General features: G+C 59.4%; 19 protein-coding genes and 1 tRNA gene. 11 read left to right on the forward strand and 9 right to left on the reverse strand.

Annotated elements, in window-relative coordinates; translation table 11 throughout:
- Positions 1-54 precede the first annotated feature (54 nt).
- From LAP85_21475 to LAP85_21495, 5 genes are all read right to left on the reverse strand, one after another.
- A complete protein-coding gene (locus LAP85_21475) occupies positions 55-1,488 on the reverse strand; it encodes a HAMP domain-containing histidine kinase (GenBank protein MBZ5498978.1) in 1,434 nt (477 codons plus the stop codon).
- Positions 1,485-2,159, reverse strand: a complete 675-nt coding sequence (locus tag LAP85_21480; GenBank protein MBZ5498979.1) for a response regulator transcription factor — start codon at positions 2,157-2,159, stop codon at positions 1,485-1,487. The genes LAP85_21475 and LAP85_21480 overlap by 4 nt, the downstream gene beginning before the upstream one ends.
- Positions 2,160-2,361: 202 nt before the next feature.
- On the reverse strand, positions 2,362-3,174 hold the full coding sequence (locus tag LAP85_21485) for an acyl-CoA dehydratase activase (protein ID MBZ5498980.1): 813 nt from the start codon (positions 3,172-3,174) through the stop codon (positions 2,362-2,364).
- 1 nt (position 3,175) lies between these two features.
- Positions 3,176-4,420, reverse strand: coding sequence for a 2-hydroxyacyl-CoA dehydratase family protein (locus LAP85_21490; protein MBZ5498981.1), 1,245 nt, complete (start codon positions 4,418-4,420; stop codon positions 3,176-3,178).
- A 450-nt stretch (positions 4,421-4,870) separates the two neighbouring features.
- Complete coding sequence (locus LAP85_21495; protein ID MBZ5498982.1) at positions 4,871-5,110, reverse strand: hypothetical protein; 240 nt, start codon at positions 5,108-5,110, stop codon at positions 4,871-4,873.
- 472 nt (positions 5,111-5,582) lie between these two features.
- Between LAP85_21495 and LAP85_21500 the strand changes: the two genes are divergently transcribed.
- From LAP85_21500 to LAP85_21525, 6 genes are all read left to right on the forward strand, one after another.
- A complete protein-coding gene (locus tag LAP85_21500; protein MBZ5498983.1) occupies positions 5,583-6,914 on the forward strand; it encodes an NPCBM/NEW2 domain-containing protein in 1,332 nt (443 codons plus the stop codon).
- 104 nt (positions 6,915-7,018) lie between these two features.
- Positions 7,019-7,693, forward strand: coding sequence for a hypothetical protein (locus LAP85_21505; protein ID MBZ5498984.1), 675 nt, complete (start codon positions 7,019-7,021; stop codon positions 7,691-7,693).
- A 106-nt stretch (positions 7,694-7,799) separates the two neighbouring features.
- Positions 7,800-9,029 (forward strand): amidohydrolase family protein, encoded by a 1,230-nt coding sequence (locus LAP85_21510; protein ID MBZ5498985.1) that lies wholly within the window; start codon positions 7,800-7,802, stop codon positions 9,027-9,029.
- A gap of 198 nt (positions 9,030-9,227) precedes the next feature.
- Entirely contained in the window at positions 9,228-11,900 is a 2,673-nt protein-coding gene (locus tag LAP85_21515) for a glycoside hydrolase family 3 C-terminal domain-containing protein (GenBank protein ID MBZ5498986.1), read from the forward strand.
- 534 nt (positions 11,901-12,434) lie between these two features.
- Positions 12,435-13,682 carry a putative glycoside hydrolase gene (locus tag LAP85_21520; protein ID MBZ5498987.1) on the forward strand — a complete coding sequence of 416 codons (1,248 nt, stop codon included), beginning with the start codon at positions 12,435-12,437 and terminating at the stop codon, positions 13,680-13,682.
- Between the two features lie 294 nt (positions 13,683-13,976).
- Positions 13,977-14,663 (forward strand): hypothetical protein, encoded by a 687-nt coding sequence (locus LAP85_21525; GenBank protein ID MBZ5498988.1) that lies wholly within the window; start codon positions 13,977-13,979, stop codon positions 14,661-14,663.
- A 177-nt stretch (positions 14,664-14,840) separates the two neighbouring features.
- Here the strand turns inward: LAP85_21525 and LAP85_21530 are convergent, their stop codons facing one another.
- Positions 14,841-15,377: a hypothetical protein gene (locus LAP85_21530; protein ID MBZ5498989.1), complete on the reverse strand. Its 537-nt coding sequence runs from the start codon at positions 15,375-15,377 to the stop codon at positions 14,841-14,843.
- A 410-nt stretch (positions 15,378-15,787) separates the two neighbouring features.
- Between LAP85_21530 and LAP85_21535 the strand changes: the two genes are divergently transcribed.
- The gene (locus LAP85_21535; protein ID MBZ5498990.1) at positions 15,788-16,117 is read left to right on the forward strand and encodes a PadR family transcriptional regulator; all 330 of its coding nucleotides are present in this window, start codon (positions 15,788-15,790) and stop codon (positions 16,115-16,117) included.
- A 13-nt stretch (positions 16,118-16,130) separates the two neighbouring features.
- Complete coding sequence (locus LAP85_21540) at positions 16,131-18,803, forward strand: ABC transporter permease (GenBank protein MBZ5498991.1); 2,673 nt, start codon at positions 16,131-16,133, stop codon at positions 18,801-18,803.
- Between the two features lie 86 nt (positions 18,804-18,889).
- Here LAP85_21540 and LAP85_21545 read toward each other — a convergent pair whose 3' ends face one another.
- The 3 genes from LAP85_21545 to LAP85_21555 all read right to left on the reverse strand — a co-directional run bounded on the left by LAP85_21545 (position 18,890) and on the right by LAP85_21555 (position 20,905).
- The gene (locus LAP85_21545) at positions 18,890-19,459 is read right to left on the reverse strand and encodes an isoprenylcysteine carboxylmethyltransferase family protein (protein MBZ5498992.1); all 570 of its coding nucleotides are present in this window, start codon (positions 19,457-19,459) and stop codon (positions 18,890-18,892) included.
- A 452-nt stretch (positions 19,460-19,911) separates the two neighbouring features.
- Positions 19,912-20,001: transfer RNA gene (locus LAP85_21550), tRNA-Ser, on the reverse strand.
- Positions 20,002-20,080: 79 nt separating this feature from the next.
- Positions 20,081-20,905, reverse strand: a complete 825-nt coding sequence (locus LAP85_21555; protein ID MBZ5498993.1) for a hypothetical protein — start codon at positions 20,903-20,905, stop codon at positions 20,081-20,083.
- 1,324 nt (positions 20,906-22,229) lie between these two features.
- Here LAP85_21555 and LAP85_21560 point away from each other — a divergent pair.
- From LAP85_21560 to LAP85_21570, 3 genes are all read left to right on the forward strand, one after another.
- The gene (locus tag LAP85_21560) at positions 22,230-24,470 is read left to right on the forward strand and encodes a VWA domain-containing protein (protein MBZ5498994.1); all 2,241 of its coding nucleotides are present in this window, start codon (positions 22,230-22,232) and stop codon (positions 24,468-24,470) included.
- 75 nt (positions 24,471-24,545) lie between these two features.
- Positions 24,546-24,938, forward strand: coding sequence for an ABC transporter permease (locus LAP85_21565; protein MBZ5498995.1), 393 nt, complete (start codon positions 24,546-24,548; stop codon positions 24,936-24,938).
- Positions 24,939-25,263: 325 nt separating this feature from the next.
- Positions 25,264-26,172: a hypothetical protein gene (locus tag LAP85_21570; protein MBZ5498996.1), complete on the forward strand. Its 909-nt coding sequence runs from the start codon at positions 25,264-25,266 to the stop codon at positions 26,170-26,172.
- Positions 26,173-26,286: the final 114 nt, after the last annotated feature.

Below are 26,286 nucleotides of genomic sequence, written 5' to 3' on the forward strand. Positions count from 1 at the left end.
TAAGCCCAAATTATTTCCTGATTAATCCTCTCGCTGCCGTTAGATCTGGAGAGATCAGGTTGTGTGGGAATCGGCAGGCGCCAGCGGAAGCGTCACGCGAAAGACAGTCCCCTGTTTAGGCTGGCTATCCACGCTGACTCGGCCCTGATGTTCTTTTACGACCCACTCGACCAGGCTGAGGCCCAGCCCGGCTCCGTCCAGCTCCTTGGAGCGTGATGGATCGCCTCGATAGAAGAGCTCAAAAACGTGCGGCAGTGCCTGCGCCTCTATTCCGATACCGTTGTCGCGCACTTCCAGGACAGCGTCGCCATCCTGCCTGCGAACGCTGATCTCGACGCGGCCGCCGTCGCGGGTAAATTTGATCGCGTTATCGAGAAGATTCAGGATGACTCGCTCCAACCACCCTGCATCACCGACGACGGTAACCTCGCCTTCCTGCACGCCCTCGAGGGTGATGGCTTTGTTGGCGGCCAAGATTTCCATCTGTTCCACGAGGGACCGTGCCAGATCCGAGAGGTTCACATTTTCGCGTGCGAGCTTGATCTGTCCCGCCTCTGCGCGCGCCAGGGTAAGCATCTGGTCGGTCATTTGCGAAAGCTTGGCAAACTCCTCCAGCTGGCTTTCCAGCACCCGCCGGTAATCGCTCGCGCTGCCCGCTTTGGCCAGTGCGATTTCAGCCTCTCCTCTCAAGGCCGTCAGCGGAGTGCGGAACTCATGCGAAATGCTGGCTGTGAATTCCTTCATTTGCCCGACGGACTTTTCCAGGCGGCCAAACATGTCATTGAAGGTGTTTGCCAGCCGGTCCAGCTCGTCCCCGGTGCCCGTCAAAGGCAGCCGCTTGTGAAGCTGGGAGATGCTCATTTCCTGGACGGTGGCACTCAGGGATTCCAGCGGCCGCAGCACCCTCCCAGCGATCCACCACCCCGAGAACACGGCGAGTATGATCCCGGAGGGGAGCAGCCATAAAATGATTTGGAGTGATTGGCGCAAGGTGGTCTTCCGTGGCGTGAGTGGAGCGCCGACCTGCAGGAGATAGGATTGCCCGGCAGGGAGTCGTACCAGATCGTTGTGAAACAGCAACTCCACTTGATCCGTCTCGAGTCCGGTGAAGTCAGAGCCCTGGGCCACCTGCCTGACCAGTTCCTTCAGCTCGTCGGGTGTGTATTGAAATCCCAGCGCTTCCAATTGCGGTGAACGCGTGATCATGGCGCCGCTGGCAGCGTCGTAGATCTGATAGTACCGGATTGCGTTTCCCACGAAAAACGCCTCTTCCGGGTCAGCCGGGTCATAGACCAGATCCGCTTGATCGCCCTTGAAATGCAGATATCCCCGCAGAGCGGCGGTGCGTTCCCGCAATTCAGCATGCAGATCCCTGTCCAACTGGTACGCCAGCAGGTTGTAGAACAGCAGGCTCGCGATGGCCAGGAGCAATGTGATGACCGCGGCGTAAAAGAGGGCCAGTTTGGTGCGCAGCTTGGGCGGCTTCATGGAGGGGTGTCCGTGAGGAGGTAGCCCACCCCGCGCAGTGTGTGTATCAGGGGGGGCGAAAAGCCTTTGTCGATCTTGTTGCGCAGCCAATTGATGTGGACATCCACGACGTTGCTGACGGCATCAAAATGAATGTCCCAGACATGTTCGACGATCATATTCCGGGTCACCGGGCAGTTGGCATTCCGGAGCAGGAATTCGAGCAGCGCATACTCCTTGGGCTTCAACTCGATGCGCTGCCCTGCTCTCTTCACAATGCGGGTGGAGGTGTCCATTTCCAGGTCGGCGATCCGGAGCTTGACGTCTTCCTTGGAGGCCCGGCGGAGCAAGGCGCGAACCCGGGCGGAAAGCTCGGCATAAGCGAACGGTTTGATCAGGTAGTCATCTGCTCCGCTGTCCAGGCCGGTTACTCTGTCCTCGAGATCGGTCTTGGCGGTGAGTATCAGAACCGGCAGCTGTGGATTCCTGGCCCGGATGCGCCGCAGCACTTCCAAGCCCGGCACGCGCGGCAGCATGAGGTCTAAAATGACCAGGTCGTACTCGAAGCTCTCAGCCTGGTAAGCTCCGCTCTCGCCGTCGTGGGCGACATCCACCGCATGGCTCTCCTGCTGCAAGCCCTGCTGAATGAATCCCGCCACTTTCTTGTCATCTTCCACAACGAGGATGCGCACGCTCAATCCCTTTCATCCGCCTGATATTTTACCGCGGGTCCAGGAGCTCTGCGAACCGTGCCGCCTTTGGGGCGGATTGTTTGTCGCATCATCAGGTGCTGGCGTCCAGCGGGTAAGCCCTGCCGAACTTTGAACCGTGTGCTCGATACGGAGGAGCGATACTCATTCCGGACGGGGATGCCGGCGTCGGGACGATTTCCATTCAGCCTCCGCACGGATGCCGGACCAGTAATGCCTCCGGATTTTGGGAAAATCGGTCGGCGAGAATGGCTGCGCCGAGCGCCCCGGTGAATTGAGGCTCCGAGGGGACTCGGATTGCATGCCCGGTAATTTCAGCGAGCGCCTTGCGGACCCCCACGTTTTTGGCCACACCGCCTGTGAACACAACATCGTTCTGCAGTCCGATCCTTCCCGACATGCCGAGGATTCTTCGCGCCACGGCGTTGAACACGCCGCGCAGCACTGATTCCAGCGATGCTCCCTGATGCAGGAGCCCGACAATCTCCGTCTCGGCAAACACGGCGCACATCGACGATATTTCATGCGGCTTGTCCGCACGCAGGCCCGCCTCTCCTGTCATCTCGACGGGGATCGACAGTGTCCGCGCCACGGTCTCGATGAATTTCCCGGTACCGGCTGCGCAACGGTCATTCATCACAAAATCCTGCACCAATCCTCGTTGGTCCAGCCGCATCATCTTTGAATCCTGGCCACCGATTTCTATGATGGTGCGGGCTTCGGGGATTTCGGAGACGACTCCGGCGGCGTGACAGGTGATTTCAGAGATGGCGCGATCGGCCTGGGCAAAGTAATTCCGTCCAAAGCCGGTGGTTATGATGCGGGCGATGGCAGAACGCTCGAGCCGAACCTCCTCGAGAAGTCCTTCCAGGGCTCTTTTGGCGTGCTCGGCAGGGGAAGCACCTGAAAGCGCCATGCACTTCCCGACCACACTCCTGCCCTCGAGCAGCACAATCTCGATCGTGGTCGATCCTATGTCCAATCCGCAGGCGAGCATATCAGGCCGGTTGCGCCTTTTTCGACTGGATGAGCTCGCCAAAGGATTCGATCCTCACCTTCAGCTGCTCGAGATCCTCGAATGAAAAATCGGTGACAATCTTCAGCGATGGGACATTCGCCGACGCAAGTGCTTTGTCAATGACTTTCGCCTCAATGTTGTAAGTATGACAGAACGCGAGGATGCTCTGGGCCACGCCGTCAATGTCGTACTCACGGACTGTTTTCAAGATGTTCTGTACCCGCTCCGTGTTCGGACTGAAGCAGGCGCAATCGATGGAGAAATACCGGTCGGCGATGGCTGCCATCATTCCATCCAGATCATCCGGCGATTCGTCCACGAGATCACGATAATAGCGCATCCCGGTGCAGGACTCGTCTGCGACCACCTGCAGGCCGGACGACTCGAGGGCATAATGCACTTTGACATTTCCCATCGGCGACGGGGTCCCCGCCAGCAGAATCCTGGGCCCGCGCCATTCGTATGATGAAATGCCCTGTTTCACCCTGCTTTCCAGCTCGCTGATCAGCTCTTCACAGGCAGCGATGAACACCTGGACATCCTGATTTAAGGCAATTTGAGAAACAAGAAGGGCATCGAGACCCGAGATCGGAGGATCAGGAAGCCTGCGAAACGCGTTTATCTGCTGGAGGACCCTCCGCCGCTTGTTCACGAGGGCGATCGTCTCTTTCAGCTTTGAAACAGTCACAGTCACACCTGACAGCTTCTCGACATATTCCCGGAAGCGCCTGACCTCCGAATGCCAGAGCGCGCGGTCCATCTCGTTTTTCTTTTGAGGGACCTCCATCACTTCAAAACCGAGGAGGTCCCATGCTTTCTTCTTGGCGTCGCAGGTTGTTTCGCCGACCACGCCATCCTTCAATCTCCGGTAAGGGCAGGTGTTGCTGAACACCATGCCAAAGGTCGACCTGATCAGCGGGCAGATGTCTCTCGGGAACATCTTGTCGGCGTAATCAACCGGCCAGTGCGAGCCGCCGCAGAGCGGAATCGGCAAGACACCGGCAGCCAGCGCGATTTCATCGGGTACGTAGATGCAGAATGTCCCGATCGACTTCCCCCCCTTTGCGCGGTACTCGAGGATCTCCTCGACACGCTCTGCGTGGGAAGCATGAAACGCCCGATCGAAGAACTCCATTGCGGCCGGGCGGTTCCTCGCCGCACGGCACGTTCTCTCATGCAATGCGTCGTTATATGCCACAAGCTGATCGTGGAGTTCCAGATTCACTCCGGCTCTCATCAAAATGTCGTGTGCATGTGCCATGAGACTGCGCCGCTGCAATTTCTCAGGACTGGCGCCTTTCAATCAAAAGGTTCCCACAAATTGTCCGCTAGGGTTCCGGAAAGATCAAACCGGGAGTCTTCATCTCACATCCCCAGGCCGTTCGTCAAGATAATGACGAGGGGAAGCGGCATGAAAATGACAATTTACCGCCCTGCCTTTTCTGTCATGGGTCGTGATCGCGGTCGTGCCCGGTAGTTTATGTACATCAATAAAACCGATCACGACTACGATGTTTGTGAGGGGCGCTATTTTCGAAGCAGCCCCTCACGCGCCGCGGCGCACTCAGTGACGCATGAAAATCGGGGCAACGTTGGGAGACATGAGGAGGGTCGCGGCTGGCAGCCGCGATCCACGTCGTGGGCGCGGGCGGTCCGCCCGCGCTCCGCTTAATTATCAGGGCGCCTGACTACCCGCCACGGCAGTTTGCCGCTGTGGTTGTTGGGGCGCGGGGGCGACATTGAAGACAGCCTTCAGCCGCTCGCGATACTGCGGGATCAGCATCAGCCAGGCCGCGGCTCGGCGGTTGGGCTTGATGAGAAGGAAGGGCAAAATGATGATTGCCGGCAGGAAAAGCGCCAGCCCTCTGGTCCAGGGCCAATGATAGGTAACGGGTGCAGCCTCAGTGGGGCTCATGCTCCCCAGATCGTACGAGGTGAAGGATCGAGAGACTGAATCTGCAGAGGAGCCCGACCCGAACCCTATGAAATGCGGTATTCATCCCAGTACTCCACATCTGGTTGGACTTGGTGAGCTACAAGTAAGTCGACTGGTCGTATTTTAAGTCAGTTGACCATCCTGATCCTAATCATTTTGAAGAAATGAGTTGCGCGCAACAAACACCCCATTGACGGATGCTGGCAGTGGCTTTTTTTGATAGAAACCGCGCCGCCCCGGGACGGACCCTCACGCTCGACGGCAGGTCGTACTCCATGGTTGGCGTACTCGGGATCATTTGTAAGCGATGCTCGTTCCGCACCGGCTGTGGTTTTTGCGGTATTGAATCGACAATTCCAAGCTGTTTCTCTAAGATAAGCGCGTCGTCTCAGCGACCATATGCACTCCCATGATCAATCGGGATCTCAGACTTCAAATGGGGAAAATGGCTATGACGCAGCATCCCGGCATTCCATGCCTGGCAGGCTTATGCGCAATCGGCGCGGCGATCGGACTCCTCACGGGTGCCCCCCGGACCGAAACGATCTGGCTTTCATCGCTTGATCTCTCGAAAGCAAGAGTGACGGACAAGGTCCGGCCGGCGATCGACAAGACCATCGACGGCAAAACACTCACTATCAACAAACAGACCTTTGGCCGGGGCATTTGCGTCAATGGCTACACAGTCTTATACATCCGGCTGAATGGCGGCAGCGATGAGTTTTCCGCCATTCTGGGCGTCGATGATGAAAGTCAGGTGAGCCCGCAACCCTCCGGCGGGGCCGCCGGCCAATCGGGGCGCGGGGGCGCGGGCCAGGGTTCAGGCGGCCGGGGCGGAGCGTCGACGCTCCCGATGAGTGTGCGCATTCTCGCCGACGAGAACAAAATGCTCTATGAAAACAATGCCATCCCGCCCGGCAGCGATGGTGTGCCGATAGAAGTCGACACCAAAGGCGTCAGTCTGATGGCCATCATCGTCAACAGTGGCGGCGGCGGGCGCGGAGGACGGGGAGGCGGCGGGGGCGGCTCTGCGCACTACGATCTGGCTGAGGCGAGATTCGAAGTATCGGGCACAAAGCCGGTGGTGGTCGAGATCCCCGGCGAGGCCAGGGAGGTGCTGACGCCCAAGGTCGGTCCCAAACCCAGGATCAATGGCCCCGCGCTGACGGGAGTGACACCCGGACGACCTGTGCTCTACAAGATCCCCGCAACGGGAACCAGGCCCATTTCCTATTCGGTCGACAGACTTCCTGGAGGGCTCAAGGTCGATCCGGCGACCGGCATCATCACCGGCACGATCCAGAACAAGGGGACCTGCCCGGTCACACTTCGCGCCCGGAATTCGGCGGGCGAAGCCCGGAAGGAATTCAAGATCGTGGCCGAAGGCCAACTGTCGCTGACCCCGGCGCTGGGCTGGAACAGTTGGAACGCACGCGGCCGCAACGTCACCGAGGCCCTCGTGCGCCGGACGGCCGACGCCTTCGTGGACAAGGGCCTCATCGATCACGGCTGGACCTACATCTGCATCGACGATGGCTGGGAACGCAGCCCGCGCCAGAGCGACGAGTTGTTCGAAGGGCCGACGCGCGACGAGCAGGGCAACTTCATTCCCAACAAGAAATTTCCCGACATGAAGGCGCTCGGGGATTACATCCACAGCAAGGGGCTCAAGTTCGGCATTTACAGCAGCCCCGGCCCGACCACCTGCCAGGGGCTCGAGGCGAGCTTTAGCACGAGGAACAGGATGTCAGGCAGTGGTGCTCATGGGGCGTTGATTACCTGAAGTACGACTGGTGCAGCTACCGGGCGGAGGCGCCGGGCCTGGCGGGGCTGAAGAAGCCTTACCAGCTGATGCGCACTCTGCTCAACAAGGCTCCGCGAGATATTGTGTACAGCATATGCCAGTACGGCAACGGCAACGTTTGGGAATGGGGCGCCGAGCCCGACATCTGCGGCAATTCATGGCGCACCACCGGTGACATTCGCGACAATTGGCCCCAGACGATGCAAATCGGCTTCAACCCCCGCTGGTCGGAGATCGACATCGGCCAGTACGGAGGGCCCGGCCACTGGAACGATGTCGACATGCTGGTCGTCGGCGTCGTCGGCTGGAGCTACGAGCCGCAGCACGAATCGAACCTGTCGCCCGCCGAGCAACTCAGCCACGTCTCGCTCTGGACGCTCCACGCTGCGCCGCTCATCCTTGGGTGCGACCTGGCGCAGGCCGATGACTTCACGGTAGGTTTGCTGACCAACGACGAAGTTCTGGCAGTCGATCAGGACCCGATGGGCAGGGGAGCCAAGACCGTTTACAGATCACCCGGCGCAAACCTGCAGGTCTGGGCGCGCCCGCTGTCGGACGGTTCCAAGGCGGTCGGCCTGTTCAATCTCGAAGAGATGCCGATGAGGGTGACAGCCAGGTGGTCCGATCTGGGCATCAGCGGCGGGCAGGTAGTGCGCGACCTGTGGCGGCAGAAAAACCTCGGCACATTCACCAACGAGTACACCGGCGAAATTCCGCGTCACGGCTGCATGCTGCTCAAGATCTCGGCGGCGAAATAAGCCGGGGTCTGGAAGAGTTACAATTCATCGGAAAAGGAGGCTTATGAGCAGAATCGCGAGGGCATCCATATTGTTTTTGTGCCTGATCCTGTGTCTCATTGTTCGAATGCCGGCACAGAACCGGCCGGCGGCGCAGAATCAGCAAAGCCGGCCCGCGACGGCATATCTGCTCAAGCCATCCCGTGTCTGGGATGGCGTGACGGATCAACCGCACGATGGCTGGGTCGTTAGCGTCCGCGGCGAACGCATCGAGGCGGTCGGCCCCGCGGCTGAGGTCAAAGCTCCCGCGGATGCCAAAGTGATAGAAATGTCCGGGACAACCTTAATGCCGGGCCTCATCGAGGCTCACGCCCACGTTCTTTTGCACCCTTATAGTGAGACTTCCTGGAACGACCAGGTCGCGCATGAATCTCTCTCGTTGCGCGTGGCGCGGGCGACGAATCACCTGCGCAATACGCTGCTGGCCGGGTTCACAACCCTTCGGGACCTTGGGACGGAAGGCGCCGGCTACGCAGATGTGGGTCTCAAGCAGGCGGTCCAGCAGGGAATCATTCCGGGTCCGAGAATGCAGGTCGCCACCCGCGCCATCGTCGCTACCGGGAGCTATGGGCCGAAAGGCTTTGCCTCGGAATGGCGCGTGCCGCAAGGTGCGGAGGAGGCGGACGGGATCGACAGCCTGATTCGAGTCGTGCGCGACCAGATCGGCCATGGCGCCGACTGGGTCAAACTGTACGCCGATTATCGTTGGGGCGCGAATGGTACGACCGCTCCCACTTTTTCGATCGACGAGATCAAGCTCGCCGTGGAAACCGCCCGCAGCAGCGGAAGACCGGTCTCGGCGCACGCCACAACCGCCGAGGCGATGCGCCGCTGCGTACTCGCAGGCGTGGAAACGATCGAGCACGGCGACGGCGGCACGCCCGAGGTCTTCCAGTTGATGAAGGAGCATGGCACGGTTCTTTGCCCAACCGTTTCTGTTGCCGGGCCCAATTCGGCCCGCAAACGCGCCAGTTTCAAAGCCGCGCTCGATGCCGGCGTCACGATTGCCAGCGGCAGCGACGTCGGCGTGTTCGCGCACGGAGACAATGCCCGCGAGATTGAAATCATGGTGGGCTTCGGCATGCCGCTCCTGAATGCCTTGCGTTCCGCCACCTCGGTCGACGCGCGCGTGCTGCACATGGAAGATCAGGTCGGGCAGGTCAAGGCCGGTCTGTTCGCGGATCTGATCGCGGTCGACGGCGATCCGACCCGTGATCTTTCAGCGATTCGCAAAGTTCGTTTTGTCATGAAGGGCGGCATAGTGTACGAACAGGGAGGCGAACCGGTGCAGCGCTAGCCTGAATTGTTCACGAAGCAGAACCGCACGCCGAGTAAGAGCGAACGGTCGGCGTCGGTCAGCGTTTTTCCGCGTCCAAAAATGCATTTTGGTGGCACATTCATGAATAATCCGGGCTCGCGGGTGCCCGAATTCCGGATCGCTGTCAGGCATAGTTCCTCATGCTATTTTCAGCCGAGGTCCACTATGAGCAGGATCATGCCCCGTCATTTCCGTCGATCCCTGGTCGTCCTCATTGCCGTCTGCGCCATCGGCACGGCACTTCTGTCCCGGAGCCAGGAGCCGCCGCCCTACCGCAACGCCAGCCTGCCGGTCGAGGTGCGCGTGCGTGACCTCATATCTCGCATGACGCTCGAAGAAAAGTTCTGGCAGTTGTTCATGATTCCCGGCGATCTCGATAATCCGGCAAACGACTACTCGCAAGGTATCTTCGGGCTGCAGATTGCGACCGCGCGCCGGCAGTCGGGGGACGGGGCGACGGCAGCGGCGCTCGCACGCGCGCACGCCGAGCGCATCAACGCGATTCAGCGCTACTTCGTCGAGAAGACGCGCCTCGGCATTCCGATCATCCCTTTCGAAGAGGCCGTGCACGGCATCCAGCGCGAAGGCGCGACCGTGTTCCCGCAGGCGATCGCGCTCTCCGCGACCTGGGACATGGGGTTGATGGAACGGGTAGCCGGCGCGATCGCGGATGAAGTAAGGACGCGCGGCATTCGGGATGTGCTCTCGCCGGTCGTGAATATCGCCGACGATGTGCGCTGGGGGCGGGTGGAGGAAACCTACGGCGAGGATCCATATCTGGCGTCGGCGATGGCGCGCGCGTTCGTAGCGACGTTTGAGAAGAAAGGCGTGGTCGCGACGCCGAAGCACTTTGTGGCCAACGTGGGCGAGGGGGGGCGCGACAGCTATCCGATCGGTGTGAGCGAGCGCACCCTCGCAGAACGGTACTTCCCGCCATTCATCGCGGCCATCAGGGACGCGGGCGCACGCTCGGTCATGACATCGTACAACTCCGTCGAAGGATCGCCGGCGACGCAGAATCGGCGCTTGCTGAACGGCATTCTGAAAGGCGAATGGGGGTTCCGCGGCTTCGTGATCTCCGACGCATCGGCCACGAGCGGGGCGACGGTGCTCCACATGACCGAGGCGAGCACGGCGAGCGCGGTGCAGGACGCGTTCGAGGCGGGGCTGGACGTCGTGTTCCAGTCGCAGTACGGCCAGCAGCGGCCCTATCTGGACGCGTTTCAGCGTGGCCTGATAGCGCCGGAAATCATCGACGCCGCGGTGGCGCGCGTGCTGCGCGCGAAGTTCGAGTTGGGCCTGTTCGAGCAACCGTACGTCGATCCGGGCGCCGCGGCGGCGGCGAACGGTTCGGTGGAACATCGGGCGCTCGCGCGCGAGGCGGCGCGTGAGTCGATCGTCCTGCTGAAGAATGACAACCGCGTGCTGCCGCTCGCCAAGACGATACGGTCGATCGCGGTGGTGGGCGCCGACGCGGAGGAGGCGCGCCTCGGGGGCTACAGCGGGCCGGGATCGAAGAAGGAGTCGATTCTCGAGGGCATTCGTCAAGCGCTCGGATCGACGGTCGAGATTCGCTACGCGCCCGGCCCCGGGAGAGTCGTGCCGGACTTCGTGGTTGTGCCGGCCGGCGCGCTGGCATCGCAGTCCAAAGGCCAGGAGGTGCGCGGGCTCACGGGCGAGTACTTTGACAATCGGCGCTTCGAAGGCCAGCCGCGGTTCGCACGCGCCGATTTGCGTTTGGACTTCCGGTGGACGCTGAATTCTCCCGGACGCAGCATCCCTTTCGACTGGTACTCGATTCGCTGGACCGGCACGATCACTGCGCCGGCGGAAGGAGTCCGCCGAATCGGCGTCGAGGCGAATGACGGCTACCGTCTGTACCTGGACGGTAAGCTGGTGATCGACGATTGGATCAAACGGTCCTACGGCCGGCGCACCGCCGAAACCGCGTGGCTACCAGGATCGCATCACACCATCAAGCTCGAGTACTTCGAGAGTGCCGGCAACGCGCGGTTGCGCCTCGTGTGGGATGCGGGAGTGAAGGACGAATCGAGCGCGAAAATCGGCAGCGCAGTGGCGGTCGCCCGCGAGAGCGATGCGGCCGTCGTAGTTGCCGGTCTCGAAGAAGGCGAGTTCCGCGACCGTGCAAGACTGAGCCTGCCGGGCCGGCAGGAAGAACTGATCGAGGCGATCGCAAAGACGGGCAAGCCGACCATCGTGGTGCTCGTCGGCGGCAGCGCCATCACGATGTCTCCGTGGCTCGACCAGGTGGACGCCGTGCTCGATGCCTGGTATCCGGGCGAGGCGGGCGGACCTGCGGTGGCCGATGTGCTTTTTGGCGACGCCAACCCCGCCGCCCGCCTGCCGATCACGTTTCCGGTGTTCGAAGGTCAGTTGCCGCTCTGCTACAACCACAAACCGACCGGTCGAGGAGACGACTACGCAGATCTCACCGGGATGCCGCTCTTCCCGTTCGGCTTCGGATTGAGCTACACAACCTTCGAGTACTCGGACTTGGCGATCCACCCGCAGGAAATAGGGGCGTCGGACACGGTACAAATACGATGCACGGTCGAAAATACGGGCGCGCGCGCCGGCGACGAAGTCGTGCAGCTATATATCCGCGATGTGCTGGCATCGGTGGCGCAGCCGGTCATCGAATTGAAAGGATTCCGCCGCATTCACCTCGCGCCGGGAGCGCGCGCGACCGTGGCGTTCACCCTTGGCCCCGCCGAGCTGAGAATGCTCGACCGGGACATGAAGTGGGTGGTCGAACCGGGGACGTTCCGTGTGCTCGTCGGCAGCTCTTCCAAGGATATCCACCTGCGCGGGGAATTCACGGTTAGGTGAGAAACAAATCGCGTACACCACCCCTGTTCCAAAAATTGACTCTGCCGGGCGCGGTCGGGCGGGCCGCGCCCCTCCTCATGTCTCCCAACATCGCCCCTATTTTCATGCATCCTAGGGTGTGCCCCGGCGCATGAGCGGCTGCTTCGGACGACGCGCGCCGCCGGCCCATCCACGTGCAGGTGAAGCGGATGAAAGATCCGCGCATCCGCACCCGCGACGGCTGCTCTTCTCGGTGACCGTACGCGACGCGGTTTTTCGCTCAACTCCTGAACACGTCCTTCGTTGTTGATTCCTCCCATCGAGTACTGAAGGCAGTGCGACCTCCGTTTGCCGGAGATTTGAGGCAGCGATGCCGGCCCGGTCGCGTTCCGCGTTTTCGCGAGCGGAAAAGCCTTAACCGCAGGGAAATTCCGGCCGAAGAGTAGAGAGGAAGCGTATCTGTCTTTCCCCTCGGTTACGGCGCATGTGCTGTCAGATGTGGTTCTCCGCTCAGATTCATTTTATGCAGAACCCTGATAAATTAAGGAATTTCCATTGAACAAGCCACTCTTGGTTTCGTATTTCGCAGCCGGCGTGTCGCTTTTGGTCACGGCCCTCCAGATCACGCGCCCAAGCGCGCTTTCCACGCCCATCCCGGCTGAGGCTCCAGGTCAGGTCGCTGCGGCGCCGGCTCAACCGCAGGTGCCTCGGAAACGGGACTTCCTGAATCAGGAAGCCCGAGGTCTCTACGTAACCTCCTGGATAGCAGGAATGAAGCGGTTCCGGGAAATCGCCGACGGCATGGCCAGTTCCGAGCTCAACACGCTGGTCATCGACATCAAGGATTGTTCCGGAAAGGTCGGCTACGATTCGGCGGTGCCTTTGGTGGCCGAGATCAAGGCTCATGAGCGACGCATCCGTGACCTGGGAGCGGTGCTCAACTATTGCCAGGAGCGGAAAATACACACGATCGCGCGTATTGCCGTCTTTCAGGATCCGGTGCTTGCCTCAGCCAAGCCGGAGCTGGCGGTAAAGACCACCGGCGGCGCCACCTGGAAGGACCGCAACGGCCAGACCTGGGTTGATTCCTCGTCACGCAAGGTATGGGAATATAACCTGAACCTCGCCAAGGAGGCGGCCTCCAGGGGATTCGACGAGGTCCAATTCGATTACGTTCGCTTCCCCACCGATGGCCGTCTCGAGGATCTGGCATATCCCTTATACAAGGCGGACGTTCCAAAGCACCAGGTGATAAAGGAATTTTTCAGATACCTGGACCAAGAGCTGAAGCCGCTGGACGTCCTCGTGTCTGCCGATATTTTCGGACTCACAACAGTCGCCGAGGACGACCTTAACATCGGACAGAAGATCGATGACATAGCGCCCTATGTGGATTATCTCTGTCCCATGGTATATCCCTCACACTACCCACCGGGCTACATGGGCTTCGCAAAGCCTGCCGAACACCCTTACAAAGTGGTCTACGACAGCTGCGTGAGAGGGCTGGACAAGATCAAGGGGCAACGAGCGAAATTGCGGCCCTGGATTCAGGACTTCGATCTGGGGGCCATCTATGACCGGCACATGATTCTGGAGCAGATCCAGGCGCTCCGCGACGCCGGAGCCTTCGGCTTCTGTGCCTGGAACGCGCGCAATGTGTATACCACCGAGGCCTATAAGCCGCCGCTCCCTCAAGCCAACCCCAATCCCCCGTTCCGCGCCGCGCTGACTGCCGAGCTGGAACGCAGACACCAGGCCAAAGCCTCTCAGACACAGGGGAATAAAAGCCCGAATAAGCAGTGAAATCCGCTCAGCAAATGGATGAATGGTCTTGGGCTTTGTGGCATGATAGTGGGACTGGAGCCGGATCTGTGAGGTTTGGTTCTGACAAGGCTGGTGGCCCCGTGTAGATGTGCCGCGTGTCTTGTTTTGCCTAAAACCGGCGACGGCGGAATGGCGACGTCATGAGTCTTAGGGCAATCGACTTCGTCAATCCTGCCGCGCTCGGGTACCCATGGATCCATTACCCAGATCCGGCCTTTCTCCATGAGCAGTGTGATTGGGGACAAACCAAAGACAAAACGAGGGAGCGAGCCTATGAAGTTGAGACGGATCATCCTCAGTATGGCTGTTTTGGCAATCGCCGCGGGATGCGCGGTTCGAGTGTGGTCGCAGGCAAAACCAGAAGAAAAAGATCCGGTCCTGAAAATGTCTCAGGTGCCCCAGAAGGTCCAACAAGCGATCAAAACGTACGCATCCCCAGCAGAAATCAAAAAGATCACCAAGGGCGATGTAGATGGCACGATGGCCTATGAATTCGAGATCGAGAAGGGTGGGAGAAAAGCCGAGGTCTCAATAACCCCGGACGGGAAGTTGCTGACCTCAGAAGAGGAAATACCACCGTCGGAGGTTCCCGAAGCCGCGCGCAAGGTCATGGATGCCCATGCTGCTGGCGGCAAAGTCGTTTCGACAGAAAAGGTCTTTGAAAACGGCAAGACGGCTTTTGGCGCGGTGATCGAAAAGGGCGGGAAACAATCAGAGATTTCGGTAGCCCCCGATGGAAAACTGACCGGCTCCGAGGAAGATATACCGCTGTCCGAAGTTCCCGAAGCCGCGCGCAAAACCATTGATGCCCAAGCGGCGGGTGGCAAGATCATCTCGACGAAAAAGGTCCTGGAAGACGGCAAGACCGTTTTTGCGGCGGTATTCGAAAAAGGCGGCCGGCAGACGGAGATCACGGTTGCCCCGGATGGCAAACTCGTCGACACCGAGGTTATCAAGTAGCCGCAATCCAGGGAGCCGTCAGCAAGTCAATCATGCGGGCCTAAGGCTGATTTCCGGCCAGCCACTTGACCGGAATACGGATTGGTACATTTATTCTCGCCGGTTTTTCGGTAACCCGTTTTCTGGTCGCGCGGTCCGCCGCCGCGCAGAGTCCGCCCTTCACCCCAATGCGGACCCTCACGCTGCGCTGTCTATGAGAATCTGTCGACAGACATTGAGGCACTCACCGCAGACATTTCCTCGCGGGCCCGTGAGCAGCAGCCTGTCGCTCGTCCTGCCTTTGCCGCAGAAGGAGCACCGGGCCCTCGCACCCTCGCCGGCCAAGGCCAGAGAACCATAAGGGGAACTGCCGGTCATGCTCTCTTCCGCAGCTGCGATACACGCGTCACAAATGTAGACCTTGGGCCCTGCGATAAGCCTGGCAACCTGGCTTTGCGGGCGATTGCAGAAGGTGCAGGTCAAGTCGTTCTTCACGTTGCGCGCGCGCCAGACCCTTTGCCACCAGCTGCCGCCGGCCCCGTCGACCATCTGCTGCACGCGCTGATGGCTCAAATCGAGCGCCTGGGCGATTTCCCTCAAGGAACCTCCGGCCAGGTGCATTCGGCGGACGATTGCGTGATACTCATTACGAGCCAGTTGAACCTGACGTTCGGCGTCGGCAAGCCGGGTCCCGGCGGCTCGGGCCTTCTTCAGCAGCGCTTCGTGGATGGTCATCGGATCCTCCCGGTGTCTATAGTACATAGACATATTAGTCCATACGGTATAGACAGTCAAGAAAAATCTGCGGCGGCCCGGCCGGCGCGCTCTGACGCGGTGATGCCTAAGGTCTTCATGGATGCGTCGTCCCTGCTCTTTCATGACAGCCGCGCATCTCAATAAGGGACTGTTTTGGATCAGGCAGAGATCAAAATGGTCTGTGGCCGGCTATGAGTCAATCCCGCGCGTTCTCAATAAGTGGTCAGGATCAGGCCGCCCCACACGAAAATCTCGACCCTCTCGCAGAGGCCGGGTTCACCCGGTTGGTTGACATGCGGGCCGGATTCAGCTCGCGGCGCGTTTTTTCCCCTTGACTATTGACACGAGAGGGCCGATATTGCGCTTGTCAATAATTGAGGGGAGAACCCATGGGTAAGCCGACCGACCTTGTGCAGGGTACTTTGGATCTTCTGATCCTCAAGACCATTGCGCTCGAACCGATGCACGGCTGGGGGATCGCGCAGCGCATCAAGCTGGTCTCGAAGGAGGTGCTGCAGGTAAATCAGGGAGCGCTCTACCCCGCCCTGCACCGCCTGGAACAGCAGGGGTGGATCAAGGCGAAGTGGGGCGAGTCGGAGAACAATCGCCGTGCCAGGTATTACTCGGTGACGCCGGCGGGCCGCAAGTATCTGAATCGGGAGCGCGCGAATTGGGACCGGTTGTCCGCGGCCATTGACCTGGTGCTCGAGACACCTTGAGGCGAAGCGAAAAATGGCGCGCTGGACCTACAAATTGCCGCTGCGTCTCCGCTCGTTATTCCGCCGCAGCCGTGTCGAAAAGGAGCTCGACGAAGAGCTCCGCTACCATCTGGAAAACGAGATCCAGCAATACATTGCGCAGGGGATGGCGCCGGAAGAAGCTCGTTATGCCGCTCTGCGCGAGCTGGGCGGCGTCGAGCAGCACAAGGAAGAGTGCCGCGATGCCCGCGGCCTGCGATGGCTCGATGAACTCGGGCAGGACTTGCGTTACAGCTTGCGCGGGATACGTCGAAGTCCAGGATTTGCGGCGATGGCCCTGGTTACCCTTGCGGTTGGAATTGGTGCGAATGCCGCAGTGTTCGGCCTGGTAGACCGGCTGCTCCTGCGCTCCCTGCCCGTAAAAGCGCCTCAGGAACTCCTGGCACTCACCTGGGGCTATCGGGCCGATAATGCAAACAATCAATTCTCGTACCCCGAATACAGGGCTTATTGTGATGAAAACGAAGTCTTCTCGGGCTTGCTCGCCTTTTCAAACGAGAGTCTGAGCATAGGGGTCGGCGATCAGCGGCCGACCGTGCGCGGAGCGTTGGTATCCACAAACTACTTCGACATGCTGGGAGTGGATGCTGCCATAGGACGGGTTCTCCTGCCGGAGGAAAAGGTGCCCGCGGTGGTGATTTCCTACGGTCTGTGGCAGCGATGGTTCGGCTCATCCCCCGACGCCGTCGGCCGGACCATGACGATCAATCAGGCAAGCTATGTGGTGGTGGGCGTGGCGCGCAAAGGCTTCAACGGAGCCTATGCCGACAGGGCCACTGAGATTTGGGTGCCTCTTGCGATGCGCGCCGGCGTCCGGCCGGACGACCGCAATACAGATCGGCCGACTTACCACTGGCTGAACGTATGGGGCCGGCTCAAGCCGGGGATCAGCATGGTTCAGGCTCAAACGGCGATGAATGTGTTGCTGAAGCGCGTTGTCAATCCGGCCTATGCGGCTGGGTATCGGGCTGCGCGTCACCGTGAGCTCCAATTGTCACTCGAACCTGTCGGCAGGGGTCTCTCGTTTCTCCGCCAGAATCTGGAGAGGCCGCTTGCTCTGCTCATGGTCGTCGTGGGTTTGATCCTGTTGATCGCCTGCATCAATATATCGAGTCTGCTGCTGGCGCGGACCATTTCGAGACGGCGTGAGATGGCAATTCGCCGGGCCTTGGGAGCTCCCAGGATCCGCCTGATTGTCCAGCTTCTTATGGAGGGCGTCATCCTCTGCATTTGCGGCGGTGTCGCCGGCATTCTGCTGGCGCAGTGGATCACTCGCCTGTGGATCGCGTCTCAGCCGAACATTGATCTGGCCACCAGCCCCCTTGCTGCGACCCCTGATGGCCGAATTCTTCTTTTTGCGCTTCTGGTCTCGGCTGTTGCCGGCCTGATATCGGGATCCGCGGCGGCACTTCACTGTTCCAAGCCGGATCTGACCACCGCACTCAAGGGCGACAGGGCAGGCTTGACTCACGGCGTGCGCCGTTATGGCCTGCGACATGCGATGGTGGGGATCGAGATCGCCTTGGCGGTCGTCGTGCTTCTCGGAGCCGGACTGTTGATCAGGAATCTGCTGCATCTGTTCGCAATTGATCCGGCAATGAATGACGTTTTTCTGGTGCGCGTTGATTTGCCGGGCGCAGACAGCATAGCCCACAACGGGGATCTCTACCTGCGGGTCGCCGAACGCCTCAAGCATCTCCCCGGAATCGAGGCGGTCAGTGCTGCCAATATTATCCCGTTTGGCGGGGCGAGCGCCGGACGAAGCATCTGGCCTGAAGGTTATGAGTCTCAGTCGGACGTGATCCCCAGCGCTGATTACAATCTTGTGGGGCCGGGCTATCATGAACTCATCGGAACTCCGATCCTGCAGGGTCGTGGGTTTGCCGAGTCCGATCGCGCGGGTTCGCCGCCGGTTGCCATTATCAACCTGGCTTTTGCACGCCTTTATTTCCCGGGACAAAATCCGATCGGTAAAAAGCTCTGGTCTTCCCGATCCAGGAGTTCTGCCTGTTATGAGATTGTGGGGGTGGCCGGGGATCGGAAGTATCACAGCCTGCGCGAGCCCGCGATTCCTCATATCGATCTCCCGGTGCTGCAGGACAACGGGACGCCGGGAACCTTATGCCTGCGCACCTCGCACCGAGGGGAGCATCTGCTGTCGGCCATTCAGGGTGAACTGAGCGCCGTCGATCCGAGGATCAAACTCGGAAAGACCAGCACGCTGGCAGAAATGCTCAGCGATTCCATCGCAACGGACCGGATGCTGACGATTCTGACCACGGTTCTTGCCGTGATCGCCTTCTCGATCGTAGTTGTCGGAATATACGCGCTGATCGCGCACTCATTGAACCAGCGCACCCGAGAGCTGGGGATCCGCATTGCCTTGGGAGCCCCTTCACGCAACGTGCGGATGCTTCTACTGAGGGAAGGGGGCGGCGTGGCCATCACGGGGCTCGCGGCAGGACTGCTTGTGTACCTGGCGCTGGCCCGGTTCATCTCCAGCCTGTTATTCGAAATCAGCCCGATGGATCCGCCTGCCTTAGCGTTTGTTTCATTACTGGTCATCTTCATTGCACTCCTGGCCAGTTACATACCTGGACGTCGCGCCGGAGGAATTGATCCGATCAAGGTGCTCCGCTGTGAATAGTGAATTGACCTCTACAACCAGGTCAACCTCAGTCCCCACGCGCCCGCCCGCTGCAGGCGCCGCTTCGGCAGCGAGCGGCCACAGAGCTACATCAAACCGGGAAAGAGACGCTTCGTGCGCGCACAGTAGGCAGCATAGGGCGGACCGAGGGCCACAAGAAGCGCTCGTTCTTCTTTCGCAATTCGGTTGATGACCGCGAGGGTGCTCGGCGCCATGAGGCCGAGGAGGCTGAGCCAGTTGGCGTAAAACAGACCCAGGCCGAACAAGGCCAGGAGAAGCCCCGAATACGAGGGGTGCCGAACCAGGCGGTACAGACCGTGCTGAACCAACGCGTGGTTCTGTTGGATGGCGACATCGACGGTGAAGAGACGACCGAGAGTCACGATCGAGATCCAGCGAATGGTGAGCCCTGTGAGGAGAAAGGCGAGGGCAAGGCCGTGAACCAGGCTGCCGGGTAACCGAAGCCTGGCTGAGGGGACCCACTGGAAAGCTATGGCGCAGGTGATGCCGAGCCCGATGGCGAGCCATAGGAGCCGCATCGAGCCGCGGTCTTTACTTTGGGCGGAGCGCGAGTCGGCCCGTTTGAGGATCGCGAGCGCGATCTCCGAAATGGGAAAGAGACCGACCACGACCCAGAGGACCGTTTCGAGCATCACAGTTGCCTCCGCCGCCCAACACCGGCGCTCAGCGGCGCGGCTTTTCGCGTCCGCTGGAGGGCTTTGTCAGGCCTCCGGTAAATGCAGGCATCAAGAATGGAGAGAACCTCGTCAAGCACCCCTTTTGAGGCCCTGCCGATGTGGTGGACCTTGCGTGCGCGATAATCGATCGGCTTGAGCTGCTCAACGTATAGCCTGCAAGAAGAGGCCCTGTCAAGTTCGCTGGAAACTCGTTTGAGAACTGACCGGAATCGGGCGGAACCAGATAAAAAGGAAAAGAAGATTCATGAGGCAGAACCGCACCTCGGTGAAAAGCGACAGAAGTGCACGCCGGCCAACACCGAACGGTCAGCGTCTGTCAGCGTTTTCCCGCGTCCGAAACTGCATTTTGGTCGCACATTCACGAATAATCCGCGCCAGTGTGCAGTCTGAATTGATGAACATTAAGGGTGTGGCGGAGGAAGTAGGATTCGAACCCACGAGGGAGTTGCCCCCCTAACGGTTTTCAAGACCGCCGCCTTCGACCACTCGGCCATTCCTCCAACCTGTAAATAGCAGAAAAGATTATATCTTTGCCTTTACAGTTTTCAAGGCGAAACGCCATTTTCGGGGCATTGTCACTCAATTGTGGCCACGCGGCGCCAAAACCATCACAACAAAACTAGGGACGCCACCCACCATGTTTTGCCCATTTGAGACATTACTGGTTCTTTCCATTTGTGCAAAATAGGGTGGTGTCCCTTGCTCCACGCTCACGATCTTGTCGTAAGTCATGCGCACGGTCTGCCCGCTCACGATTGTTTCCAGGGAATGCGCAAACAATATGTCGCCAATCTTTTTGTAGTCGCTGGGGTAACCTTCGGATTCCACATCCTGCCCCCTAATGCCCATTCTGGAAGTGATCTTGACGGGGAGGAAGGTCGTGGCATCGACAAAGTAGGTGGAGGTAATGCCGACTTTGAGTGTGACTCTGAGCTTATAGGCGGGCGAGCCCTTGACGTCCTCCTTGCCGAGAAGTTCGACGGTATTACCGGCGGCCTTGATGCCGCTCAGGGCGCCTATGGAACCTTCGAGACTCGTGCCGGTGAGCTTGGAAACCGTGGCCTCGTCCAGCTTCTGCGGCGCCGACGAGCCCGCGAGCGGGTTTATCATCCAGCCGGTAGTGCCGTCGTACGCCGTAACGACACTCTGGCCCATGGCAGACGTCTCGGTGCGCACCTTGTTGGGACGCTTGATCGAGACGGTTGTCGCCATTTCCATTTGGGCATCCCCCATCGTTATCCTGGCAGTCATCCTGAGGGTCTGGACTTTGCTTATGGCCTCGGCGCCGCCAATGGCATCCTCATTTTTTTTCAGGATCTGGTCAAGCGTGAGATCCTGTGCCGGCGCTGCAATGCCGATGAGAACGATAAACAATAAAGCGTACAGACTGCGGCTTATGAGCATGGCTCCTCCTGAATCCCCAAGGTCAACTCACCGGATAATACGTGTGCGTTCTCCAATTGGTTCGTTGGCAACAAGAATGGGTGGGGAACAAATTGGAAACAATAGGTGCTGAAAACCGGTCAAAATCGCTACTGTTACAATCCATTTTATTGGATCACCAAAAACCGCCGATTTATAACCTTCTGTACCGTAATCGGTGCTAAGGCCAGAAGCGTGCCCCCTATGACTCTATCTCCACCTATCGCCAGGCTTCTTGATGTAGTGCGCAAATACATACGTCCAGGGAATCACGATAATGTCCAATACGATTCCGATCAACATTCCCTGCGTAAGGTCGCTTGAGCGGCCAGCCGCCCGCAGAGGAACATACACTGCGAGCACCCAAAACGTCTTGTAGAACAGCTGCACGAAACCAGGGACGCCACCCTATTTTGCCCATTTGAGAACATGACTTGTTCTTTCGACTTATGCAAAATAGGGCGGCGTCCCTAGTTGCCAAACGTGCCGAACAATGGGCCGTGTAGCAGATACGCCGCGAACCTGGCGCTGCAGACACACCGCAGCGCGATTAGCTTCGAAAGAATTTCGCTTTTCGACAACTGTTACAGTGCCTCTTTTTTGGAAGCCTAAAACCGGGCGATTGTAACAGAATTGTCACGCTACAGCGTCAACAATGGGGCAAAACAGGGCAAGGTGCGATAAGAAGGGAATCGCGCTAAATTGCGGCTGACAAAGGGATTTAGTTGATTCTTAACGGTTTAACAAAAACCCCCGATAAGCGTTTCAAGACCGCCGCCTTCGACCACCCGGCCATTCCTCCGCGGTTCTAAATTGCGGGAAAAGTTATACTTGCTCTGGCATATTTTGCAGGATCCGCGAATACTCTTCCTGCGACGCGGACACTGCGGGCAAAAAGCAGGTACGAATGACACAAAGTACATGAATGCGCCTGCTTTATATTTCTCCGGCGCGTTCGTCCGTGGCGGGCGAGAATCGCAAGTGTTCTGCGGTCCCTGCGACCTCAGCGAGCTCTGCGTTGAGATTCATTGGCTGCGATTGTGCCGCGCCGTGTCATTCGTCGCCGGCTTTGTTCTCACTGTCTGAATCGCAGATGCTCTTCATCTCTCGATCTGTTGTGGCATCGTTCGGGTGTCCTGCTTTCGATGCGGTCGATCGTGCCTCTTTCCAACACCCCATCGATCCCTTCCAGCCTCCGGATTATCTTGGCAAAAACGGTGTAGTTGGGATCCTAAGATGATAGTATGCATTCCCAGGTGCAATCCTCAGACTTGGGGCTCTGGTTATGTTGCGGAAACATTCCTGCGTGCATCCTGTGAAGGCTCTCTCCCTGCTCTTACTGTTCTGCCTGGAGGCACGACCTTTCTACACCCAAAGTCAAACGCCCGCAGCTACGCAGAAGACCACCGCGGAAGCCACCATCCGTGTCGGAGTCGGATTGGTCCAGACCGACGTCACGGTTTTCGACCGCCAGGGCCGCTTCGTCGACGATCTGAAGGCGGATCAGTTTCAACTGCTGGTCGACGGAAAACCGCAATCGATCGATTTTTTCGAACTGGTGACTGAAGGAGGCCCGACGGCGGAGAAGGCGTCGGCCAGAGTCACGCCATCCACTTCCACTCCGAGCCGGAAAACGTCTATCCGTCCGGACGCCGGCCGCACTCTCCTCTTTTTCCTCGATGACCTTCATCTTTCGGCTGACAGCATGATGCGATCACGGACCGCGCTCCTGAGCCTGATCGATCAGAGCATGGGTGTGAATGACCGGGCGGCCATCTTTACCGCTTCCAGGCAACTTGGGTTCCTGCAGCAGCTCAGTGATAACAAGTCCGTTTTGCGCATGGCTGTGGCTCGATTGACATTCAACAATGAAGCGATCCGGGACCTCGCACGGCCAGTCATGACCGAGGCGCAGGCGGCAGCCATAGAACAGGCGGATCCAGACGTTTTCGGATACTTTGTGGACCAAACCGTAAGCGCGGACGGATTGCCCAATGATGCACAGGGTAGAGCCATGGCGGCGGAAATTGTACGCGGCCGTGCCGCCGCGCTTGCTCATGTTTCCGCAGAATTTTCGGCACGATCTCTGACCACACTTGGGAACGTCGTGCAGTCATGCGCGGCTCTGCCGGGGCGCAAGTTGCTCTTTTTTTTATCCGACGGCTTTATTCTGCAACCCCAGAAAGCAGACATCGTGTACCGGCTGAGACTGGTCGCAGAAGCTGCGGCGCGTGCGGCGATCGTGATTTACACCCTGGATACGCGTGGTCTTATGGTGGGCCTCCCGAATGCAGCCTCTCCCCAGGTGTTTGCCGTCCCGCTGCCTCCACGCTCTGGTGCCGCGGCTGGCGGAGAGGTTTCGACGGGCACTGCAACCGCGGAGCCCGCGGGGCGTCTGGAGCGTGGTCCCAACGAAGTGCTGGCGGCGCAGGATGGACTCAATGCCCTGGCGTCAGACACCGGCGGACGATTCTTCAAGAACACCAACGCGTTGGACACCGCCATCGTCGCCGGCATGGAAGAAGCCTCCCGCTATTACCTTTTGGGATGGCACATCGATCCTGACCTCCTGGTGCCGGGAAAGTACAGCTCGATCAGGATAAAGCTCAAAGATCGCCCGGACTTGAGTGTCCACCTGCGCCAGGGCGCGATGGATCTCTCCAAGCTCATTCCCAAATCCCAGCCCAAGGCCGGCAAAGCGGCGCCGGCAAAAGCTGCTCCGAATACTGAACTGGTCCAGGCGCTTCAATTTCCCTGGCCTATCGAAGAGCTGCCCATATTCCTTTATGCAGGGTATTACTACCAGCCCGAAAAAGGGTATGTTCTGGATATATCCTTTCAAGTCGAAGTCGAAGGTCAAGATTCCGGCGCAAGTTCCGGCAAGGATGATCGGATCGAGGTCATGGGCATTGTAGCCAACCGAGAGGGTGGCAACGTCGATAGATTCAAGGACAGCATCGGCCAGTCTGCAGATCCCTCGAGTCCGGCGCAGCCCGGGAAGGGAAGATTTGCCGGTGTCCGTTTGGTGGGCATTGAGCCGGGCATTTATCAGGTGCGCGTTGCGGTGCGCGATCCCAAAAGCGGCCGTTTAGGCAGCGCCCACCAGTGGGTCGATGTGCCGCGTGCGGATCTTCTTCCCACGCCAAACAAAAAGATTTTATTGGGCAGCATCTTTCTGAGACGGAAACAAATCACCGAATCCCCTGAAACCAGTGTGTCGCGCGGCGCCTTCGATGAACAGCCGTTCAGTGCAACGCGCCGATACCTGCCCGCCCGCTTGCCGTACTCGGTGCAGATTTATAATGCGGCCAGCGCCTCCATTTCGATGCAGACAAAAATATATCGAGGCAACCAGGTCGTTTCCCAATCACCCTCAAGACCCCTTGCTGTCGGCGCTGCTGAGATCAGCGGGCCATTTTTTGTCAACAGCGAGGTATCGCTGGAAGGCCTCCCTTCCGGCTCCTACGTCCTGGAAGTGATCGCGACTGAATCCTCGGTAAATGCGGTCGCGAAACAACAGGTCCCCTTCTGGATCCAAGCCAAATGATGGGCGGAGCGACTCTGGTTACGGTTGATGAACCAAGAACGCGCTATTCCTCATCCGTGATTTAAGGAGATTCCGATGCCCAGAACCTTCGTAATAGTTGTTGCGTTCGTTCTTGTACTGCACGGCCTCATCCACCTGATGGGCACCGCAGTCTACACGAAGATGGCTACCATCGAGGGATTGAAGTACAAGACCACTCTGCTCGGGGGGCGATGGGATCTGGGAGAAAGCGGCATTCGGGTGTTCGGCGCTCTGTGGGCCGTGGCTGCCGTCGGTTTTGTCGTTGCCGCAGTGGCACTCATGGCCGGGTGGGGGTGGTGGCAGTTGATGTTGGTGGGGGTCGGCGTGTTCTCGCTGGTACTTACTGTGCTGGATTGGAGCAATGCTTTTGCCGGCGCCATCATCAACATCGCCATCCTGGCCGCGGTGTTGCTGGGACCGCGCGTCGTCCATTGGTTCTCTAATTGAGAGCGCGCTGGGGGGCATCGGGATAATGAGGAGATGAGCGTGAACTTCCCTCGTAACTCAGACATCTAATTCGTAGTAGACCGCGTTGTCAGGGTCTCATTTTCACTGAATTTCGATCAGATCGGGCTTTGGAGGATGATCGTGCGTCAGGGCCAGAATCAGCATGCCCGTGACGGCAGATCTTATCTAGGACGGCATCCCGGGATGCGGGCCGAGGCAGGGCATGGGGCGTAACTTTTTTTGCTGCGCTTTCGACAGAGGCAGCAGTTGGGGGCCTGACGGCGATCGATCGCTTCGTCACGTCGTCTGCGGGCCGAAGGAGTGCATGAGCCTGCCATTGGACGGCCACGGTGACAGGACCGGCAGCGCGGTAATAGCTGGGCCCGGACTGGGTGCCGCGGATCGCGCGCATTCCAGGGATAGCGGCGCCCGGGGCGTGATCTCTGCCCGCGGCCTGGCCCGTGCCTTGGCTGCAGGGCTGGTCGTCGCCTTGACTGCCGGCACGGTGCTGTCGGGCCGAAGCGCGTTCTCGCATCCTTCAGCGCAAGGTTCGCAGGTGAACCTCAACGCCGGATACTGGCTCGACAAGCTGGAGAAGTGGCGGACCGCAGTCGCGCAGCATGATCCCGGAAAGTTGGATGATGCGGCCACGACCATCAGCAGCTGGACCAGGAGCGACCTGATGGGCTTGCTCGCCGAGATCCGGGAGCTGGTGAAATTGCTGCACGAGTCGCCCGCACGCGCCGTAGGATCGCTGGAACAGCAATGGCTAGGGCTCACGGGCGACGAGGCCCGGCACGGCGACGTGAGCCGCATACTCAAGCGTGGCGCACTGCTGCACACCGACATCGCCATACTGGCGCCAGGCACGGCGTCTCCGACACGGATGGGTGCGGTGGTATTGGTTCAGATCAACGATGGTCGTGCTGTCGGCCGGGGCGACATGACTCACTGGGAATTCGCGCGCCTGCTGCTCGACTCCGTCTATCCGCATCCGTCAGACGACGACATGGTTCGTCAATGGTACCTCGCCACGACCGCCTGGATGCACAGCAGCCGTCAATGGGGAACGTCGACGGCGCATCTCGAACGCGCACAAGCGATCTTTCCGTCCGACGCGGGCATTCTGTTTTTCAACGGGGTCTTGCACGAGAGCTACGCCGGCGCCGGCGCGCAGAACTTCCTGCGTGCCGCAGCACCCGGAGTTCGATTTAGCTCAGTCCGCCAGGTCTAAGCCCACCGCCTTTCAGGCGGTCAGCTTTCAGCTCAAATATAATAGAATGGGGGCATGGTCGAATACAGGCACAGCGCGCACGCGGTCTACGACATCAAGTATCACGTGATTTGG

It is taken from the genome of Terriglobia bacterium, assembly GCA_020072565.1.
Taxonomy (GTDB): Bacteria; Acidobacteriota; UBA6911; order UBA6911; family UBA6911; genus JAFNAG01.

Excerpts from the sequence above, each read along its gene's own strand:
- LAP85_21535 (MBZ5498990.1), top strand. The coding sequence starts at position 15,788 with ATGGGTAAGCCGACCGACCTTGTGCAGGGTACTTTGGATCTTCTGATC.
- LAP85_21500 (MBZ5498983.1), top strand. The coding sequence starts at position 5,583 with ATGACGCAGCATCCCGGCATTCCATGCCTGGCAGGCTTATGCGCAATC.
- LAP85_21515 (MBZ5498986.1), top strand. The coding sequence starts at position 9,228 with ATGCCCCGTCATTTCCGTCGATCCCTGGTCGTCCTCATTGCCGTCTGC.
- LAP85_21555 (MBZ5498993.1), bottom strand. The coding sequence starts at position 20,905 with ATGCTCATAAGCCGCAGTCTGTACGCTTTATTGTTTATCGTTCTCATC.
- LAP85_21475 (MBZ5498978.1), bottom strand. The coding sequence starts at position 1,488 with ATGAAGCCGCCCAAGCTGCGCACCAAACTGGCCCTCTTTTACGCCGCG.
- LAP85_21530 (MBZ5498989.1), bottom strand. The coding sequence starts at position 15,377 with ATGACCATCCACGAAGCGCTGCTGAAGAAGGCCCGAGCCGCCGGGACC.
- LAP85_21510 (MBZ5498985.1), top strand. The coding sequence starts at position 7,800 with ATGCCGGCACAGAACCGGCCGGCGGCGCAGAATCAGCAAAGCCGGCCC.
- LAP85_21525 (MBZ5498988.1), top strand. The coding sequence starts at position 13,977 with ATGAAGTTGAGACGGATCATCCTCAGTATGGCTGTTTTGGCAATCGCC.
- LAP85_21570 (MBZ5498996.1), top strand. The coding sequence starts at position 25,264 with ATGAGCCTGCCATTGGACGGCCACGGTGACAGGACCGGCAGCGCGGTA.
- LAP85_21495 (MBZ5498982.1), bottom strand. The coding sequence starts at position 5,110 with ATGAGCCCCACTGAGGCTGCACCCGTTACCTATCATTGGCCCTGGACC.
- LAP85_21540 (MBZ5498991.1), top strand. The coding sequence starts at position 16,131 with ATGGCGCGCTGGACCTACAAATTGCCGCTGCGTCTCCGCTCGTTATTC.
- LAP85_21565 (MBZ5498995.1), top strand. The coding sequence starts at position 24,546 with ATGCCCAGAACCTTCGTAATAGTTGTTGCGTTCGTTCTTGTACTGCAC.
- LAP85_21485 (MBZ5498980.1), bottom strand. The coding sequence starts at position 3,174 with ATGCTCGCCTGCGGATTGGACATAGGATCGACCACGATCGAGATTGTG.